This window comes from Treponema sp. OMZ 906, assembly GCF_024181185.1.
Taxonomy (GTDB): Bacteria; Spirochaetota; Spirochaetia; order Treponematales; family Treponemataceae; genus Treponema.
Genome location: NZ_CP051196.1, coordinates 853,487 through 873,021, shown reverse-complemented (window position 1 = coordinate 873,021; position 19,535 = coordinate 853,487). Strand labels below are relative to the sequence as shown.

Genomic DNA, 19,535 nt, shown 5'->3' with positions numbered 1-19,535 from the left:
TTACCTATATTGACTTTATGATTTTACCATAGTATACTTTGGATTATTACCATCAATACTGTACCTCTTCAGTAACAGAAAAGGCAAACAGGTTTACTCGTAATCGGATTAAAAAAGGGAGCCGCGATATGGTTAAAAGGACAGCGGAAGAGACGTTGCGGCGGTTGGCTTCTCAGTTTCCTGTGATTGGAATAACCGGACCGCGCCAGAGCGGGAAGTCAACACTGGCGAAAGCGGTTTTCCCTGATAAAAAATATGTGACATTTGATGACCGGACAATGCGGGATCTTGCAGCGTCGAATCCGAATGACTTTATTATGGCGTTTCCCGATGGTGCGGTGATTGATGAGGCGCAGAAAGTGCCGGAAATCTTTGATGCGATAAAATTGCATGTGGATCGGGAACAGAGCGCTCCGGGAACGTTTATCGTAACGGGTTCCAGTCAGCTCCGGTTAAAAGCAAATATGACGGACAGTTTGGCTGGACGGGCGGCGTTTTTGAAGCTGCTGCCGTTTTCTATTCACGAGTTACAGACGGGTGGTGTGCTGCCGGACAATCCGTATACGCTGATTTTTTCGGGTCAATATCCGCCCCTCTATGATACTGCCCGGCATTTTATTCCGGAGGATTGGTATGAAAATTATATCGATACCTACTTGGACTTGGACATACGAAATCAGATTAATTCCGGTAATATTTCGCTGTTTAAGAAGTTTGTTCAAATCTGCGCGGTGCAGAGCGGGCAGCTGCTTTCTATGGATAGCATTGCGCGGGATACCGGCATTTCCGCACCGACGGTAAAGAGCTGGCTTTCTATTTTAGAGGCTTCGTTTATTATCAACTTCCTTGAACCGAACACCAATAATCTTGGAAGAAGTATTGTAAAAACGCCGAAGCTCTATTTTGTTGATTCCGGACTGCTGTGTCATCTTTTACGGCTGGAGACAAAAGAGGATTTACTCTTGAGCAGATACAAGGGAGCAGCGGTTGAGACCTTTGCCGTTTCAGAATTACTGAAATATCGCATGAATCAGGGCAAAAAAGCGAATCTGACCTTTTTTAGAGACAACAAGGGCTTGGAGGTAGATACGATTACGGATTGGAACCGTACTTTTGCGATTGAGATAAAAAGTTCAAACGCCCCTGATGCAAAGTTGTCACGCAGTACAAAAAAATATTTGCAGCTGCTGAATGATGAAACGACAAAAAATGCAGTGTTTTATTTATCCGATATGAGTATGGACATCAACGGTACTTCCTATGTGAGCTGGCGCGATTGGGAAAAGCATTTACGGTGAGCTTTTGCAGTGAGCTTTTACGATTATTGCTGTAGATAATACTGCTACAATACATATAATAGAACAGGGTAAATTTTTGTGCTGGTTTTGTATAAAAAGTAGGAGAGGTACTGATGGATATTCATTTTAATAGGCTGACTGCAAAATATAAAAAAGAAACAATCGATATTTTCAATTATTATATTGAACACACAACAGCAGCATACCGTTCCGAAAAAGTTGGGTATGACTTCTTTAACACCCTCGTTGATGACGACATAGTCAGCGCATACGCAATAATGAATAATGCAAATGAGGTTATTGGATTTTGTATGCTGGAAAAATATAAAAACATCCGAACATTTAACGAACTCGGCGATTGCATGTATTTCATTAAACCGGAAATGACCGGAAAAGGCGTGGGACGGGAAATCGTATCATTGCTGGAAAATGACGCAAAACTGCACGGAATGAAAAAGATTGTTGTTGATATATCCGATGAGAATGAGCAAAGCATTGCATTTCATAAGAAGCATGGGTTTATTGAATACGGAAGATTGAAGAACTGTTGGCGGAAATTCGGCAGGAACATCGGAATAGTATATATGTGCAAGGAGATATAAGCTCTGTGCTACCCACAGGGTTGGCGATGGGAGCTTCTGATTCACATCACGGACATTCTTGTCCGTACGGAAACGAAGTGGAGGAATGGAGTGAAAGCGGAACAGCGGACGTAGCGACCGGAACGGAGTGAGGCCCCCCCAGATAAAACGGCATTAAAATAGATACTAAAAATGAAGCAGAACATTGAAAGACATATTTAAAATCGCTTGACACACTAGTGCATAATGCACTAATATGCGCAACGAAGTTAGCTATTATTAACTTACTGAATATTTGGAGGCGTTACGATGAATAAAAAGTTCAGTGCACTCAATACGCTCGGTATGTGTGCTTTGTGTGCGATGCTGGCGGTTTCGTGCAGCAAGGAAAAAAATGCGGATATGCAGGCTATACAGAAGCCGGCTGCAAAACAAGATGCAGAGATTGTGCTGCGGGAAGCAGGCGGAGACTTTGGCTATCCGAACCCGTTCCGGCACCAAAACCGCGGGCCTGGTTTTTTCAAGATGGAATTGATTTACGATTCACTTTTGGAAAAGGATGAAAAAGGGCTTATCCCCTGGCTCGCAAAGGAATGGACGGTGAGCGAAGACGGACAAACCTATACGTTTACACTTGTCGATAATGCAACGTGGCATGACGGAAAGCCGCTGACGGCGGAAGACGTTGCGTTTACGGTCAAGTATTTTGAAGCACACCCGCCGATGCGCGGAGGGCTGATGCTGCACGGCAAATATCTGATGGATTCCGTTACCCTCAACGGCAATACGGTTATCATTCATATACCGGAATATACGCCGACTGCGTTGGAAAAAATCGGCAGTATGCGCATCATTCCCAAGCACGTCTGGGGAAAAGTCGAAGACCCTGCAAAATTTTCCGGCGAAGGCGATGTTGTCGGATCGGGGCCGTATAAATTAGCTTCCTATCAGAGCGAACAGGGTGCCTACAAAATGGTACGGTTTGACAAATTTTGGGGCTTAAAGCCTGCGGTTGCCGCAATAGAATGGATTCCTGTCAGTGATGCTATTTTGGCATTTAACAATGGCGAAATCGATATTACCAACGTACCTGCCGATCTTGTAAAAAATTACGAAAACAACAGCGAATTTAAAGTCGTGAAAAATTTCGGTTTACATGATTTCCGTTTCTATTTCAATTTTGATAAGGTTCCTGCCTTCCGCGAAAAAGAAGTCCGTCAGGCAATCGCGTATGCTATAGACCGGCATGAGCTTATTGAAAAACTTGAACGCGGTTCGGGACTGGAAGGCAGTCAAGGCTATCTGCACCCTGCGCACCCGATGTACAACCCCAATCTTCCTAAGTACGAGTTCAACCCTGAAAAGGCAAAGGAATTGATGAAGGGTAAAAAGATTTCAGCTCAGCTGACCGTGGGCAGTTCACCCAAAGAGGTCAAGATGGCGGAGCTGATTAAAATCAGATTGGCGGATATCGGAATTACGCTGGATGTTGTCAGTGTCGACTCTAAAGCACGGGACGGCATGATTCGGGATAAGACCTATCAGACTGCGATTGTGGAATCGGGCGGTATGGGAGGCGATGCGGATATGCTGCGGGAAATTTATTCCTCCAAAATGAAAAAGCCTCACCTTGCCGGATATGCAAATGCGCAACTGGATGACCTATTGTACCGGCAGTCGGTAGAACGGAATGCGGAAACCCGGAAGCAGCTGTTATACTCCGTGCAGGAAATCTTAGCGGATGAAATTCCGATGCTGCTGTTGTACGGCAAAATGGATAACACTGTATATCGCCCGGCAAAGTACGACCGCTGGACGGTACGGTACGATCACGCAAAACTGGATCATCCTAAACTTTCGTATATCATTCGTCCATGAGGATAAAATATTTTGTTTTATTCTTTGCGTTAATTACGGCTCATTTTTTTCTTCCTCGTTTGATGCGTGCAGATCCGTTTGTGTTCATCTCCTCAGACGGAACGGAGGTTGCAAGCTATAGCGAGGAAGAAATCAATAAGTATAAAGCGTATTACGGATTAGACAAGCCGCTGCGGCAGCAGTATGTGCAGTATTTAGTCGGTATTGCTTCCGGGAATCTAGGCTATAGCATTTATTTTAAGGATTCGGTGGTCAACCTTATCTTTAAGCGGCTGATCTGGACAGCAGGGATTGTATGTACTTCCCTGCTGTTCAGTTTATTGTTAGGGCTGTGTTTGGGAAGTCTGAGCGCATGGTTTGCCGGAAGGCGGCTTGACGGTTTTTTATATCATACAATGACGGCAGTGTCGGAGATACCTTCATTCTTAACGGCAAACGCTATTCTGATGCTGTTTATTATCCGCTGGCGGGTATTGCCGACATCGGGCGGTATAACGCCGTTTTTACCGCTTGAGTTTACCCTGCCTGTGATCATTGATATTATCAAACACGCCGTGCTGCCTGCGCTGACCTTATCCTTGCTCAAAACACCGGATTTTTATTTTGTAACACGGAGCGCGATGCTGCGGCAGCTGCAAAAAAAATATGTAGAAACCGCGCAGGCGAAATCATTAAGCGGTTTCTCCATTGCAGTAAAGCACTGCCTGCCGAATGCATCAAATCCGATTATCACCCGTTTTTTACTCAGCTTGCAAACGCTGTTTAACGGAGCGCTCATTGTAGAAAATATCTTTAAATATCCCGGTATCGGCAAGCTGATTAGGGATGCCGTCTTTTACCGTGACTATCTGTTGCTGCAAGGCATTTTCTTTGTTGTTACCGTGTTTATCTTGTGCATCAGTGCATTGGGAGAAGCAGTGTACCGGCGGACTGACAGGAGCGCAGCGTGAGAAAGCCTCGAAATACACTGCCGTATGTGCCCTGTCTTTTTTTATGCGCCGTTGTGTGTGCTGCCTGCTTACCGCATTTTTCATTTTTGAAATCAGGCGCCGTACCCAGCGGACAAGCGCTCAGTCCGCCGTCGCGGGAGCATTGGTTCGGTACGGATGATCTCGGTATCGATCTTTTTGCATCGGTTTGTTATGGAGCAAAAAGCAGTCTTCTCTTATCGGTTGGAAGCGCCGTGGTTGCAGCAATCGGCGGTAGTATTATCGGAATGCTTGTAGGCTATGCGGGCGGTATTATCGACACATTGATCGTGAGTATCATCGATTTTTTTATCGGTATTCCCGATCTGCTGCTCATGGTGGTGCTCGGCGTTTTTTTAGGTCCGGGATTGGCGAATATTATCTTTGCTATTTCTCTTGTATCGTGGATAATGCCTGCGAAAATTGTCAGAAGCGAAGTGCTGAAAATAAAAACGGAAAACTATATCCGGCTTTCAAACGCCTACGGCGCACATTTTTGGCATATCTTTGCGTGGCATCTTTGGAAGCCGCTTTTTTCTATTATATTGGTGAGCGTGATTAAGATTATGAACAAAGCAATTCTGGCGGAAGCATCTTTAGCGTATCTGGGGCTTGGTGATCCTCTGTCAAAAAGCTGGGGCATGACTATTACCCGCGCAATGGATTTTCCTACTATTTACCTCACGGATTTTTGGAAGTGGTGGCTCGTATTCCCCACTACCGTTATGGTTTGTACCGTGCTTTCCGTTGCTGCAATCGGCAGATGGATGGAGCTGCGTATTGGAGGGCGTACCCGCTCATGATACCGGACGAAATACTCAGGGTTGAAAACCTCACGGTAAGATACCGCAGTGCAGATTCAAAACAGAAAACACACCAACCGAACGCAGCCGGCAATACAGGCAAGGCGGGGACACAAACGGCTGCCGCCGGTGATACTGATAGAGCCGAAACCGGCATACGGAACGTGAGCTTTTCGTTAAAGCGGGGAGAACTTTGCGGCATTATCGGGGAGTCCGGCGGCGGGAAAAGCACATTGCTTTCGGCAATTATGGGTTTACTGCAAGAAAAGCGCAGTGGCGGCGGAGCTGTCAATGCCGGTAGTGCGGCTGAGATAACTGGCAAGATCATCTACAATGGCAGAGAAATACAAAGTGCCGGAAAAGCCGAATGGAAGAATCTCCGCTTTAAGGAAATCGGTTTAGTCTTTCAAAATCAGGATGAGCGGCTCAATCCTGCGCTGACCGTGGGAGAGCAAATTGCCGAAGTTCTGCGCAAAGAAATAACCGATACTACGCTGCTGGAACAAGAACTTGCTGTAGTGCTCCATTCCGTCGGACTGGAACCGAGTGTAAAAGGCCGGTATCCGCATGAACTTTCGGGAGGTCTGCGGCAGCGGGTGTTTATCGCAATGGCAATTTGCCTGCATCCGCCGCTCCTGTTAATCGACGAGCCGACAACCGCGTTGGATCCCGCATCAAAGCAACAGATATTGCAACTTTTACAAAAGATTCACCGTGAATACGGTACGGCGATGCTGATTGTTTCCCATGATCTTGAAGTGATTGAAACCCTTACTGATAATCTGATGGTGCTGCTGCACGGATATATTATCGAAAAAGGTAAAACGAAAAACATCTTGGAAGAGGCAAAGCACCCGTACACCGCTGCGCTGCTGCAATCAAGTACCTATCTAAATCCATGGAAGGATTTGTGGGGCATTAAAGAAGCGGATGAACGCCAAAGCTGTCCGTTTTATGAGCGGTGTACACAAAAAAGCAGTGAGTGTTTATCGTATACGCCGTATCTGCCGCCGGAATGCAGCGAAGGATGCGCGTGTGCAAAAAACGGCATACAAACCATTTTAAGCGTCCGGAATATTTCAAAGACGTTTGATACGGGGAAAGAAAAAACAGCCGCCGTCAAAGACTGCTCTCTGCGGGTAAGGCATGGAGAAATTGTTGCGCTCCTCGGAAAGTCGGGTTCGGGGAAAACGACCGTACTGCATATCATTGCAGGGCTTTTGAAAAAAGATGCAGGTTCCATCGTGTTTAACGGCACAGCAATAGAAAAAAACGATTTGCTTGCGCGGGATCATGCCCTGCAAATTGTAGAACAGGATGCCTTTTCTTCAATGAACACCGCACTCACCGTACAGGAAATTATTGCCGAACCCTCCGTCATCCGCTATCATAAAGGAGCCGCTGCCTTTACGGAAACAGCGGTGAAGTATGCAAAGCTATGCGGTCTTCCTGCCGATGCTGCTATGCTGAATAAAAAAGCACGGGAACTATCCGGCGGACAGCGGCAAAAAACGGCGATTGCACGAGCGCTTTCGATGCAGCCGGTCTTGTTGCTTGCAGATGAAATAAACGCCATGCTCGACGATTCATCCAAGGTGAATATCATGCGGCTTTTAAAACAGCTGCAATACGAACTCGGCTTTTCGATGCTGCTGGTTACACACGATATCGATCTTGTAAAAAAAGTTGCCGACTATGTGTACCGTATGGATGCCGGACGCATTGTGGAAGAAGGCAGCATAATGAAAGTGTTTGGTAAAGGTTGATAGGGGGTATGCAATGAATATCAATGAAAAATCGAAGTTTAAACATTTGACGGCATTTATCTTAGTTATCCTTGCAAAACAGCCGCTCAATCCGAGGGATATACACTCAATCCTACTGCAAGATTTTCCCGGTTTTACAATCGATATGTCAACCGTGTACCGCTGTCTGAGCAGTTTGGAAAAAGAAGGCTTGGTAACGATGGAATGGGAATTGCCGCCGGAAGGCGCTGCTCGGAAAAAATATGCGATTACGCAAAACGGAAAAGATGATTTACATGAATGGAAAGAAGACATAGAAATCCGCAAACATAATTTTGAGGTGTTTTTACAAAAATTTAATGAAAGGAAGGTGTAATTTATAATTATGGAACTAACGATGTATGATTTTGAACAGTATATTCACAAAGATCAAAATGAAGCCCGTGCCGAGCAGATGTGGGATAATAAAAGTCAAGACTTTTATGAACGCACCGAAAAAAAACAAAAACAGTTTGCCAATGGTTTTGTATTCCGGCTTATAAAAGACCGGCAACTGCTCAAAGCGAATACTCGCATTTTGGATATCGGCTGCGGAACAGGAAGGCATTTACTTGAATTTGCGGCATATACTCCGCACCTTACCGGTATCGATATTTCTTCAAAGATGCTCGCGTACGCGCAAGAAAAATTGCAGCATATCCCGCAAGCAAAGCTGATTCATGGAAACTGGATGGAAACCTTTAACACAGAAAATGAATTCGATTTTGTATTCGCCTGTATGACTCCTGCTATCGCCTCCATCAAACATATACAGCGGATGAATATGATTTCAAAAAAATACTGCATGCTGGAGCGGACTGTGTATGAAAAAGATTCTGTTCAAGAAGAGATAGAGCAGCTCCTTGGGCGAAAATTATTTAGGTTACCGCATAACGATAAAAACTATGTCTACGGTGTGTGGAATATACTCTGGCTTATGGGCTACTGCCCCGAAGTTATGTTTGATAAGCAAGTCCGCAGTACAACTCATACTATTGAAGATTATATACAAGGAATTGATTATAGCCCGGAAGAAAAAACAGCCGTTATGCAGCTTTTAACTGGAAAAGCAAAAGACAGTATGATTGCTGCGGAAGAGTCTGTGGTAAAAGCAATTATCCTGTGGGATACGGAAACAAGACTGTAGGGTTAGCGATGGGAGCTGCCGTTCATACTGCATGAGAGCAAACGTCACGTATTGATGTATACGTTGCCGTGCCACTTTGCTTTGCTATTAGGTATTCTCTGTCGTTTTTAAATCCCTGTAAAAACTCAGCTACTATTATATCACTGTTACTACCCTATGATAGATTAATTCATAGTCTAAAATATTTGTATGAGGCGCATCAAATTCTCTATTTTCTTTTGGAAAACCCTCTTGCGCTTCTTATAGGACTTGCATGTAATTCTAAATCTGCCCTGCCTATATATTTTAGCATAATATCATCTACAGCTTTCTGAATCCAATATGTTTGATTTTCAAAAGTTGCAAAACCTGCCAAAACACTGTATTTTACATCTGGGTCTGAAGTTACTCCTGAATCATCGGCGTATAGTAAATACAAAGTCAATATTTCTTTTCTTCGTTTTAATTTTCCACCCTGTGGCAGTTACATCCAATATTTCATACCAATTTTCTCATCCAACCTGCCACACTCTTTGCTTCTATCAAAAACAACCAATCGGATAAATAGATAATCGGTAGATTAGACTTATCTTCTCTAAGCAAGCCATAAGTTAACATCAGGTTGAATCGGTATTGAGGCTTTTTTATTGTATCCACCGATACTTTCTAATCCTATCTTCTTCTTTTGTTTCAAATTTTCTTTTATCTTTCTGCACTACTTTTTTTAATAACCATCCACCATCTTTTCCGGCTTCATCAACAGGATCAGCTTTTTTTAAATTACTATGCTTTTCCCATAATTTAATCATAGGTGTATCGTTCCAGTAATAATTATCACCTCCCATTAAATCACGTAGAGAGAACCATTCATTTTTTCTATTTTTACACCAACAATACACTGCACCTTGCAGAAAGTTTATAATATCTCTTTCTTCATCAGCAGAGATTCCTAAAACTTCCCGTAACTCATTATTACCGCTTACTATCATCTTTTCCTCCTCGCAGTACAACACACCGTCCGTTATCATACCCCCCTGTATTATCCCTTACTTTTTCACTTTTGCCAACCCTTTTATCCGAACGACTCGGAACACTGCACCTTTCATATAAAACAGCCGGCAAGTGCTGCCTACCGGGCTTTCAATCATCCCCGCCGCGGATGGCGGTGGTTCTCAGCAGTAGCGATATTTTGGCTTTGCCAAAATTCGCGTTCAAAAATTGACAAGGAGGTCAATTTTTGAACTTGCCACGGACGGCGGAGGTTCCATGCAGTAGCGAGATTTGTGCTTGTGCACAAATCTCGTGTCTAAGAATTGACAAGAATGTCAATTCTTAGTCAGCACCGCCATCTCATAATTCGCATTTGTAAAGTATGCGGCGATAACCTTATCCTGATAAATACCGCCAGTAGGTACACCCTGACAAATTGTATACTGCTGAATACCGTTACTTGCCGGCACGGTCATAACCACCCAATTACCGGTAAACTTACCATTCTCAACGCCGTTTTTAACATCGGCGGCAGAAGCAATACCGTCTTTAAGCCAGGCAATACGAGCTGCATTTGCTGATCCAAAAAAGCCGTTATGATAGTAACTTACATATGGCACTTGCTTGTTGTTTTCTTTGCGCACGCCTATTTTAAGGTAAGAGCCCGGGTTCATATACGTATCAACCGTTGCAATTTTAAAATCGCCGGTGTTCGGCTTACTTGACCCTTTCACCTTTGCGGGTGCAAGGTATGCATAACGAACGCCGTTATTGCTGCCTGAATAGTACCCGATGTGAACACCATCTTGATCATCGACAACGAGGTCTACATAAAGCGGAGCTCCGCTGTCGATAACAACTGCATGATTCTGCCATTGACTTGTAAACCTATCAGAATCCGTCGGCTCTGTATAACTGCCAGTACCCATATCGCGATAGCTATATATCAATTGTGAATGCGACGCATCGTACCATACAACAATAGCCCTATTGTTGGAAGTAAGTCCTACAGCTGCATATCCGCCTCCCTTATAGGTTGAGCTTTTGTTTGCAACGACTTCATAACCTTTTGCCGAACCCGAATTATTCGGCTGTGCACCACTGCCATCCGGTTCAATATTATAGCTCAATCCTCCTGTAACATTGGTTGACGATTTTACCGTACCGTAACGGAATTTCACGGGAGCATCATTTGCAACATTTTTATCAAAATACACGAGCGCCAACCTTGCAGGATTAGAGGATGTACCACGGCCTCTAACCGCCATTTTTGGAATTTGTACACGGTTTACATCATATACTCCTCTAATTGCATTATTAGAATTTTCAAGACGACGTTTTTGCCCATTAGTAGAATAAGCGTATGCTCCTACTTGCGCTTCTTGGAAAAAGAGCGTAAAAGCCGTGCTGTTACCAGCTCTATCCGTATTTGTTGCACCGAGATAGGGTTTTCCGCTTTCGTCATAAGCAATGACAGTGTTATGGTATTTACTGTAACACTTTTCCCAGTCATTATTTTCTATTCCATTAATCTTAGTTGACAATCTCATAGCATCGCCATTACTACCAAAACTTTTTAAATTACCATACGTCAAATAGTATTTTGAATCTTTATCCATCACAAACTGCGGACTTTCCAATGCGGCATTATCGATCAATTCTACGTTTTTCCACACAAAGAGCTTACGCTTCACGGTCAGCTTGTTGTTATTCATATTATTCGCTTCAATGTTATACGCCTTCCTTTCATCGATCATATTGTTAATCGCTGCAATATTGTTTACTTTCAGTACAATATCGCCGGACGTCGCACCTGTTAGAAGTATCGTGTTAGCAAGAGAGCCGGAAGCTGCGAGCTGCGTATCGGGAGCCATACCGGGAATGCTGACTTTTGCCGCATTTGTACCGATATTAAAGCCGAATATTTGTATCCTTTCACCTTCTTGCACCGGATATTCACCCGTAGATGCACGCGAGAAAGCACCTCTAAATCCGCCATCGGCACTTGTTAATCCGGTTTTTACTTCCGTAATAAACGGTACCACGTCCATGCGGTAGCGGTTTGTGAGCGCACCGTCCTTTGTCTGCGTTGTAGAGGGAGCGCTGCCTATGGGATTGTTGTATGTTGCCGCCGCATAATGCGTTGTGCCGTCAACACTTAGATCACCCGCAGATGCAGAGGCACAGGTCGGAGTACCCTTGTTGTATGCAAGCACACGCACTTCGACGTCGGCTTTTGCAACACCGGTTACCTTTGACGTATCCCACGAGAATGTCCAGTTTACATCGTGTCCGCCTTTACCTATCGTTTCGTCTGAAACTTCAAATTTAAAGCCGTGAGTACTCCACTCGTCCATATTCGTCAAGTGTCCGCTTGAACCGTCGGCTACTTTGTAATAAACGATAGAATTTACTGTTATTCTGTTCGTTGCAGGCACTGCGGCATTAAATTCGCTTTCCATGCCCGGTACGCTGATATACAGCCCTTCGATAAAGCTGTTGTCATGTGCCGTACCGCGCATAACGATTTGTCCCGACACTTTCGGATCTCCATCCATAACACCGGTGCTGCCGGTAAAAGTTCCGGGCAAACCGCTTTCGACTTCAAGATGTCCGTTTTCTCTCTTGTTTTCGTACAGACTGTTATCGTTTTCGCTGTTCCAGTAGAACGGCTGTATCTTAGTTGTCGGCGTAGCCGGCGTTTTACCTGCAAACTTCATTTTTACGTTTAAGGCCGCCTTTTGTCTGCCCGTTTGCCAGTCGGCCGCTGTGAGCGGCTTCGCTCCTTCCGTCGAATCCCAGAACGTGAATGCAAGATCCTTTGTACTTTCTGCCGGATCGCTTAATTTGAGGATATCGCCGAATTGCAGTGCTATCGTACCTTCAGCTATCGTATAGTTGTCCGTACCCGAAGCGATAAACGCCGTCTTATTTACTCCGTTTCCGATTACGGGCAGGTTATACTGATAGTAAATCGCACCGTTACCGCCGACGATTTCGGGCGTGATTTCCGTGTAGCCTCTGACAGTCATATCGGCCGTTAAATCGAGCGTTAAATCGGTTGCAAGCTCTACCGCTTTGCGGGAAGGATATTTATACTGCATTCTGCTCAAGTCGTATACCGCTTTGTCGTTCGGGTCGGTTCCTGCCCCGGTAAATCCCGTAAGCGATTTTATACCCGGTACGTTATCGCCGTTATCCGCATCGTACTCACCTTTCGTTTTCGGTGCTCTGTACGCCGTAATTTTTTCACCGGCATCGATCACTCCGTTGCCGTTGTAGTCGGTGCCGAAGGTAACACCCGCAATGCGCGGCCGGTTGTTGCTGACCTTTGCATTGTTTACGACACCCGTTTCGTAGTTGCCCGCTTCGTCGAATGCGACATAGTGCAGTTCTATCGGGCCGTCGGGAATATTCCGAGAGCAGATACTCGCTTCCCATGTCCATACGCTGCCGGTTTTCGAAACCGATTCTATCATGCGGTCACCGTCGTCATTGAAGAGGTTACCGGCGGAATAATAGCCGTCCGATTCAAGCGAAGCGGATGTTACACCACCTTCCGCACTGAGGTGATCGACGACGAGCGCAAGAGCAACTTTTACCGTTGTACCCGGGTTTGCGGCAAGTGCGCTATCGAGCGTTATGCCAGAACCGGTTACCGATTCTATGCGGTATATGGCGCCGTTTACCTGCACAAGACCGCCCGCATGCACGTTATCATCTTTAGTAAACGCTAAGACTGCAGGATTACTGTTGCTCCACGATACGCCGCTATATGTTTTCCAGTAGAGACCGGAATCCTGCGAAATGTCGGATGCATTGGCAGCAAGTTTATTGAGAGAATTACTTTTTACGAGCATCGGATCGTAAACAAAATCACCACCAATGTGTCGTATAAAGTAAAATGCGAGACGCTTAAAGCCGCTTTGTGCGATGCCTCCTACCGGATTTTCCTTTACTTTCGAACCGAACGTATAGAAGCTGTCGGACTGAGAGACATTCACATCGATATTATAGCCCATTTCCGAAGACGGGATCAGTTCCGGCTTAACGTTGTCGTATTTTATCGTGAGAGCATACTTTGAATTGTATTCCTGCGTTGTTGCATCGTACGCTTCGATTTCGATCCGGCATTCGCCGACGCCGCTCGCGGTATTGAGTTTGTATTTAAACGTTGCCGTGTTGCCCGTGTTCGTTACATCCCACAAGCCTGAGCTCGAAGCGGCATTGCTTCCAGTTATGAGCGTATGTGTCGTACCGCCGTCTTTTATCGTCAGTTTTTTTATCGTGTCGGCGTCGGTTACGCTGCCGTAAATGTACCACGTATCTTTAACGCTGTACGTGCCGCCGGAAGCGGTAGTTTGCTGCGCACTGTTAGCCGTCGAGAGATTTTCATTAGTCGATTTAACGAGCTGTATGCTTCCGAATACAGGATTGTTTTTATCGAACGTAACGTTGACGCTTCTCGGCAAACTCTTGTTATGCGAAGCGTCATACGCGTAGGCGGTAATTTTGACGTTATTCGGCGTATTCCCGGATGGATTAAGCTCACCATTTCCGTTTATCGGTAAACTCCAGCTGCCGCCGGTAAGCGTCGCAAGAATACCGTAGTCTGCCGCTGTTTTACCGGGCGCGAGCGTACCTGTCCACGCTGTACCGCTGCTTCCGCTTCCGCTCATGAGATATACGGGATAGCCTTTGCTGTGCCAATAGGCGACATCGGTTACCGTCGGAGCTCCTGTGGGTATATTATTTTCATCCCTAAGTATCTGCACGAATACCGCTTTAGGTTCGTTATTGTCCGTCGCATTTCCTGCAAGGCGGACGGTACCGCCCAGCCGTGCATCATTCGCAGGATAGTCTATCGTTACTGACGGCCGATCGCCCTGCGGATCGTGCCATATCGGGAACTTATATTCTTTCGTGTTGCCGTGCGCATCGGTTGCTTTTATCCAAACGTAAAGTTTGGTAATTTTGTCGTATGCAGTACTGGTAATATCGGCATCCGTCGTAATCTTGAGCTTGACGAGCCATTTGTTCAGCGTCAGGCTGTGCGTTCCTGTTGCGGCAGCATCCGTGTCGGCATCAAACATAATGTACCAGCGCGCCGAAACATCCTCAACAGGCTTGTAAACGGTTTTGCTCGGATCAAAGGAAGAAATACTAGCCGTATGCTCATTACCGCCCGCATCGACATACGTATACGAATTATCCGAAGCGGTGTCGCTTTCGGGGGAAACCGTTCCGCTCGGAGATACGGCAAACCACACTTGCGCTGTACTGTCATCGATTTCACCGGAAACTCGCGTGTCGCCCTTTGTCGGAGATATTCCCGAACCTGTCTCGGTTGTAGGACTTGAAAAGTCGACCTTCGGCGCAGTGTTGTCAACCTTTACTTCGCGCATGATTGGAGACGTATTGCCTGCCGTATCGGTCGCGACGATTTCCAATTTCATCGTACCGCTTCCCGGTTTGCAAGAAATATTGCTAAATGTGTATTGCTTCCATCCGCCTGATGTCAAAACGGAAGTAACGCTGACATGGGTTTCATTCGCACCGGCGGAGGCCGTCGTATATTTGTGGGCTGCTATCTCTGTTCCGCTATCGAGCCAAAGATTTGATACTTTAACAAATAAATTGCTTTCATCTATACCGTTTGCATCCTTTGCCTCAAACCTGATAAAGAATTTATCGGTCGTACCTCCGAGCATAAGCGGATTTGCACCCACCATTTTAAAATCATCCGACCAATTTGTACCGTCGCTGCTTATCTGCACGTTCCGCATTTCAGGCGCGTGCGTGTCCACTTTAAGATACAGCTTTGAATCGGGAGACGCTCCTTCCCCGAACGTATTCGTACCGTCGGTGAGTTTCGGCGCACTTGTCGACGCTGCTGTTGCCGAAATAAATTCGGTACCCTTCGCATCCGTAACTTTAAACAATATCGTCTTCGGACCATCGGAAAGCGTTAAATTCCATGATCCTCCCGAAATCGTAATAGGAGTCCAAGTTGAACTGTTGTCGGTACTGTATTGGAAAGATATCACTTCTCCGTCGTCGTCAGTGATGCTGCCGTAAATCGTATCGGAGCCTTTAAACCAGACGGGGGTTGCGGATGTCATGCCGGCAAGCGATATATTCGTAAATCTGATAACCGGCCGATCGGCGTTTTGATCGACGGTTACGGTTCTTTCTTCAGAGCCTTCGTTTCCGGCGGCGTCTTTTGCCGTAACTTTAAACGTCAGCTGTCTGCCGGATATTGCACTGTCCGAATCGTAGTTACCGATACCACCCGCCGTTGGTGCTGCGGTGTTATTCGTGTCGAGTGTAAATGTCCAAACACCGTCCGTAATCAATGTATCGACCGGTGTCGTCTTGTAGACTTCCCAATCGTTCGTGCCGCTTCCCGTCCTTATAAGCACTTTGACCTTGTCTGCAATTTCTCTGCTGTCGAACGCGGTTCCCGAAACGGTAATCGTTTTATTTACCGTTGCGCCTTCTGCCAGTGTATTGATTTTCACCGTCGGCGGCATAGTGTCCTTCTGCAGCGTAAAGAGCGCAAAGTCGGCCGTATTTCCCGCATTATCAGTAAGGCGTACCGTTACCGCTCCGTCCGCAAGTTTTGTCTGCGGAATGATTGCTGTATATGTACCGCCGCTTTCCGTTGGCGTAATAGCCGGAGACAACATAGCATTTCCGATTTTGATAACTTTGATTTCGGCCGGATTCAAACCGCTTGTGCCCGCATCGCTTGCAGTAAATGTAAATTCAACCTGAGCCGTATCGTTGTTTACGAGCTTTGTCGTAATGTTGTTTTGTCCGTCAACCGTACCGAGCGTACAGGTATCGGGAGCTGCCGTATCGATTTGTATCGTATGTGTTTTATCGAGATGATTTCCAGCTTTATCTAATGCCCGTACGGTAACATTTCCGTTAAACGTATCGCTTACCGTAAATGTAAAGTTACCGTTGCCCACATCATTCCAATTGGACTCCGTGTTTAATTTATATTGCAGTTTATCTACACCGCTTCCGCTATCTTCGGCAAGCGCTTTTATCAGCAACGATGTTCTATTATACCAGCCGCCGGTATTTTCGGGAGAAATATACGGCACTTTATTTGCCGTATTATCGGTTTTCCATGCCGGCTCTGTCGTATCTACCGTTACACCGACCGACTGTTCCGCAACAACATCTCTTCCGACTGTGTCTTTCGCACTTACCGTAAATGCCCATGAGCCATCTTTTGTTCCGTCATTAGGAATCGTAAAACTAAATATTACGTCGGCAGATTTTTTATCCCCGGACGGTTCTTTCGTAATCGTCAAGTCAGAGACGGTATAAGGGGTTCCGTTATGCTTAACAGTCGCGGTTATATTTGCCTCAACAGCCACATTGCTGATGCCGAGCGAAAGATTATCGGAAACACTTGCTTTTACCGTAAGCGTTTTTCCCTGCATCGACTTATTGACGTATTTACCCGCAACATCCGTATCGGTAGGAGTAGTATTGACTTTCGCTTCAAGCGGAGTGATTGTCGGCACACTGAAATCGAATTTGATGCCCGTATAATTGGAAGATTCCGTCTGCAATCCCGCAGCATCGGTTGCGCGGAATTTAATACTATAATTTTCTGTTTCGGTTACATCGATATTCGCCGTCCAAGATGCTGCCGACGTTACTTGGGGAACGGCGCTTCCGTTTGGCGAATCGGTAACGGTATGCCAATTTGTGCCGCCGTCGGTAGTGTATTCGAGTGTTTTTGTACCTTTTCCTTTTACATCACTCCACTTTCCGCGAAAGCTGTAACGGCGGCCGGTTATGGTTCCGTGTGAATCTTTTATCGTTTGAATATAGCTGTTTTCTTCCGTTATAAGAGCGCCGTTAGCGATATTTTCAACGGTGAGGCCGGGCGCTTTTTTGTCGATATATATAGTCCGCGTAACGGAGCTTTCTGCGTACGCATTGTCCTCTACCGTAAACTTGAATTTGACTTTGTAATTTCCTTCGGGAAGAGATGTAGCTTCCGTGACAACGGTTTCCCAGTTGGGCAGCGTAGCAACAGAAGGAACCGATACTGAAAGCGAACTTGGCGGCACCGTTACCGACGTGTCTACATTTTCAATCGACTCGACAGTCGCCGTTACCGATGCAATCGACGAACCGGCAGGAGTTGCCGTACCCTTGAAGATCAATTTATTTGCAGGAGTGTATGGAGACGCAAGGATAGTTCCCGATGCAATGGTTCCTTCTTCAAGGTTCGTATTTTTTCCGCCGCTTATATCCTGCGTTCCGATCGAAATTGTCGGCTTATTGCCGCTCGACTGTACAACGAATACGTAAGGACCCTTTTTGCCCTCTTCAATCCGTATTCCGTTTACATCTTTACCCCATACGAAAAACCGATAGCGTAGATTTGGAACCAAACTGGAAAGCGCTTCGTTTATCGTATACGATGTTTTATTTCCCTGCCCTGTGATTGTTTTTACTTTAATCCAGTTGGAAGGAGGCGTAGCCGGCGGTTCCGAACCTGTTGTCCAGTCGGGAAGCAGCGGAGGACTATAATTGCCATCCGAGTCTGCCGGGACGGCGTAAATTGTAACGTTGTTGTCACTATAGTTTACCGGCACATTGTCGGTGCCCGATGAAATGACAATGGTAAAGGGCGCACCATTCGTATAGTAATAAAATCCGTGCGAATCGTAACTCGACGAAGTTATTCCCGATGTATCCTTCGCATAACCGGAGACAATAAACGTCGGGTTCGCTTTCGGATTTATCGACAACGTCGTCGCATTCGGTCTATCGGCAACGTCAAGTTCCGACACTTCAGCATTGTATTCGGTAGATTTTGCACCATCCAAAGCGTTTGTGATGGCCGTAATAGCCGTATCCCCGGTGTATTTTGTCGACGTACCGTTGAGAAAATCTTTGATCTCGAAAATACTCATTGGGTAGGTGGCGCCTTCCTTTGTAAAATTATTGATGATGCCATCCGTATTACGATAATAATGCGTCGTTTGGTTGCCGGGGCCGCTTCCTGCAGGATTCGACGGGTCGTCGTACACGCGCGCTCCGTCGGAAAGCAACAGTGTCATGTACACGGGCAAATCGGCTGCCGTACCGTGGGTTGTATAGTTGTTGACCGCTGTTGCGCCGAATATCGCTTTATAGTTGTTGAAGAGTCTTTTTTCTTCATCCGTTAAATCGCTTTCGGTTTTTGAAAAATACTGCGCGATAACGTATTTGTTGTTCTCCGCCATGTGATCGATGTTATTAAACGTTATCTCGCCTATTTTCGATGCATCCGATTTTTTAAAAAGGAGCACTTTCATTTCGGCGATTTTATTGTCGGTGTCTTCCGCATACGTACCCGTAAATGAAATTGTCCGTCCGAATTTATCCGGTTCAAGCCCCCCTGAAGACGAAGGAGACGTCAAAATAAGAACGGGAGGCGTATTGTCTATTGTGAACGCATTCGTCGTTAGATCAGATTTTTTGCCGTCACCATCAGTCGCATACGCGGTAACGCTGTACTTTCCGTCGGGATAATCCCATCCTGCGTACGGATGATTCGATACGTCACGTTTTTCTTTATTGAGCGTGATTGACCACGATTTTTTATTTTCCGATAGCTCCGCCTGAAACGGGCCGTATGACGTTTTTGTGTCAGTATTCGTGATGCTTACCGTAACGGATTTTACCTGTGTGTCGTCTTCACACTTTCCCGCAATAATAAAGGTACTGCGTACAACTGCATTTTTCGGTGGATAAGTTATCTCATTCGTCGGCGGCTTTATATCTATAGATCCGCCGAGTCCAACTTTGCACGAAAGAAGCGGGAATAGACATACCGCTACAATGAAAGAGATAGCTGTAAAGAGTCCATATTTTTTCAGACTTATTGCGTTTTTGTGTGTAAAACTCATATTCATTCCTCCTCGGAACTGTTTCAGTCTTTTAAAGACACTCCCGCCGTTATATTATCGGCAGAATTTTACATTAACTTGATATACTTAGGCTGTAATCCGATTCTGATATCGGATTATCTTTGTGAAATGACTATTATTATTTTATGCCACATAAATATACTATTTCTAAAATAAA

General features: G+C 45.6%; 10 protein-coding genes. 8 read left to right on the top strand and 2 right to left on the bottom strand.

Annotated features, from left to right (window positions below; translation table 11 throughout):
* Window positions 1-128 precede the first annotated feature (128 nt).
* The 8 genes from E4N69_RS03845 to E4N69_RS03810 all read left to right on the top strand — a co-directional run bounded on the left by E4N69_RS03845 (window position 129) and on the right by E4N69_RS03810 (window position 8,459).
* Window positions 129-1,298 (top strand): ATP-binding protein, encoded by a 1,170-nt coding sequence (locus tag E4N69_RS03845; protein WP_253824571.1) that lies wholly within the window; start codon window positions 129-131, stop codon window positions 1,296-1,298.
* Window positions 1,299-1,411: 113 nt separating this feature from the next.
* The gene (locus E4N69_RS03840; RefSeq protein ID WP_253824570.1) at window positions 1,412-1,900 is read left to right on the top strand and encodes a GNAT family N-acetyltransferase; all 489 of its coding nucleotides are present in this window, start codon (window positions 1,412-1,414) and stop codon (window positions 1,898-1,900) included.
* A gap of 288 nt (window positions 1,901-2,188) precedes the next feature.
* Window positions 2,189-3,757 (top strand): ABC transporter substrate-binding protein, encoded by a 1,569-nt coding sequence (locus E4N69_RS03835; protein ID WP_253824569.1) that lies wholly within the window; start codon window positions 2,189-2,191, stop codon window positions 3,755-3,757.
* Window positions 3,754-4,707 carry an ABC transporter permease gene (locus E4N69_RS03830; protein WP_253824568.1) on the top strand — a complete coding sequence of 318 codons (954 nt, stop codon included), beginning with the start codon at window positions 3,754-3,756 and terminating at the stop codon, window positions 4,705-4,707. Before E4N69_RS03835 ends, E4N69_RS03830 begins: the two co-directional genes overlap by 4 nt.
* On the top strand, window positions 4,704-5,528 hold the full coding sequence (locus E4N69_RS03825) for an ABC transporter permease (protein ID WP_253824567.1): 825 nt from the start codon (window positions 4,704-4,706) through the stop codon (window positions 5,526-5,528). Before E4N69_RS03830 ends, E4N69_RS03825 begins: the two co-directional genes overlap by 4 nt.
* Window positions 5,525-7,294, top strand: a complete 1,770-nt coding sequence (locus E4N69_RS03820) for an ABC transporter ATP-binding protein (protein WP_253824566.1) — start codon at window positions 5,525-5,527, stop codon at window positions 7,292-7,294. Before E4N69_RS03825 ends, E4N69_RS03820 begins: the two co-directional genes overlap by 4 nt.
* Before the next feature lie 13 nt (window positions 7,295-7,307).
* On the top strand, window positions 7,308-7,649 hold the full coding sequence (locus E4N69_RS03815) for a PadR family transcriptional regulator (protein ID WP_253824565.1): 342 nt from the start codon (window positions 7,308-7,310) through the stop codon (window positions 7,647-7,649).
* Window positions 7,650-7,658: 9 nt separating this feature from the next.
* Window positions 7,659-8,459: a class I SAM-dependent methyltransferase gene (locus tag E4N69_RS03810; protein ID WP_253824564.1), complete on the top strand. Its 801-nt coding sequence runs from the start codon at window positions 7,659-7,661 to the stop codon at window positions 8,457-8,459.
* A gap of 623 nt (window positions 8,460-9,082) precedes the next feature.
* On the opposite strand, the gene E4N69_RS03805 is transcribed toward E4N69_RS03810, so the two are convergent.
* Both E4N69_RS03805 and E4N69_RS03800 read right to left on the bottom strand, forming a co-directional pair.
* Window positions 9,083-9,427: a hypothetical protein gene (locus E4N69_RS03805; protein ID WP_162662784.1), complete on the bottom strand. Its 345-nt coding sequence runs from the start codon at window positions 9,425-9,427 to the stop codon at window positions 9,083-9,085.
* A 336-nt stretch (window positions 9,428-9,763) separates the two neighbouring features.
* The gene (locus E4N69_RS03800; RefSeq protein WP_253824563.1) at window positions 9,764-19,357 is read right to left on the bottom strand and encodes a hypothetical protein; all 9,594 of its coding nucleotides are present in this window, start codon (window positions 19,355-19,357) and stop codon (window positions 9,764-9,766) included.
* Window positions 19,358-19,535: the final 178 nt, after the last annotated feature.